The organism is Pseudomonas sp. B13(2017) (assembly GCF_002113245.1).
In the GTDB taxonomy this organism is placed as follows: Bacteria; Pseudomonadota; Gammaproteobacteria; order Pseudomonadales; family Pseudomonadaceae; genus Aquipseudomonas; species Aquipseudomonas putida_Z.
In genome coordinates this window covers 1-1,180 of sequence record NZ_NEJX01000051.1, presented here as the reverse complement: position 1 = coordinate 1,180, position 1,180 = coordinate 1, and the positions used below count along the sequence as shown (strand labels likewise).

The following is a 1,180-nucleotide window of genomic DNA, read 5'->3' as shown; positions in this document are numbered from 1 at the left end:
GCCGCTTGTATGGTGATACTCGAAGGGGTGGTGGGACGAAAAAGCCGAATCTGACTGTTCACAGCAGTACAGACCGTGGGAGAACTCGCCCCACCCCTTCACCAAAGCGCCGATAAAGAATGCATCGTTTGCAAGCGACGATAGAAGCAAGCCAGCGCCTCTTGGTGAAACCCCTCCGAGCCCAAAAACCATACCGTGGGAGTTCAGGCGATGGCAATGCGAGTAGAGAAGTTCATCATTGGCGTCGATGTCGCCAAGGTCGAACTGGTCAGCTATTGCGAGGAAACCGCTCAACAACACTCGTTGAAAAATACAAAGCCTGAGATCCGCAAGTGGCTGGCACTTCAGCCAGCCAATACGGCTATCTGTGTTGAAGCCACCAACGTTTATCACCTGGACCTGGTGGAGATGGCTTACGAAAAGGGTTTTGCAGTCTATGTCGTTGATGGGTACCAACTCAGCAACTACCGAAAAGGGATTGGCGGGCGTGCCAAAACTGATGCATCTGATGCCTGCCTGCTAGCCCGTTTCCTGGATCGTGAGGGCAGCTTGCTTCGTCCTTGGTCACCCCCTCCAGCCGTCTACAGCAAGCTTCAGAGCCTTCTCCGACGCCGAGCAGCACTGGTGTCAGCGCGCACCAGTCTGACCCAGAGTTGGGGTAACGAAGCGTCCCTCAAGGACGCCTTCAATAGCTTCGCCAAACACTTTGAGTCGCTTGATCTGCTGATTCAAAAGCGTTTGAAGACGCTGGTTAGAGAAGCGGGGCTGAGCGAGCAGGTTGCCCGCTGCCAGGCAGTTGAAGGCATTGGTTTTCTGACTGCCGTCGCTTTAGTCACCGCCTTCATCCGCGGCGACTTCAAGCGCAGCGATTCATTCATCGCTTTTCTAGGCATGGATCTGAAAGTTGCCGAATCAGGCCAGAAATCCGGACGCCGATGCTTAACCAAGCGAGGCTGCTCAGAAGTGCGCCGGCTACTGCACAATGCAGCCATGGCGGCTAGCAAGACAGCTGCGTGGAAAGAGGTGTATGAACATTATCGGAATACAGGTAAGGCAACCACTCAGGCCCTTGTCATCCTGTCCCGAAAGCTGGCCAGAATTGCATTCGCCTTGATGAAGACTCAAGGCGAATACATGAGCAAAGGGGGCAAAAAGCATTGCCCACAACCATAGAATCTCC

The 1,180-nt window shown here is 54.1% G+C and carries 1 protein-coding gene; it reads left to right on the top strand.

The window, feature by feature from the left end:
* The first annotated feature begins 210 nt into the window (after positions 1 to 210).
* On the top strand, positions 211 to 1,173 hold the full coding sequence (locus CAG44_RS27335; protein ID WP_025337484.1) for an IS110 family transposase: 963 nt from the start codon (positions 211 to 213) through the stop codon (positions 1,171 to 1,173).
* The last annotated feature ends 7 nt before the right edge of the window (positions 1,174 to 1,180 follow it).

Coding starts and splice junctions, on each gene's coding strand:
- CAG44_RS27335 (WP_025337484.1), top strand. CDS start 211: ATGGCAATGCGAGTAGAGAAGTTCATCATTGGCGTCGATGTCGCCAAG.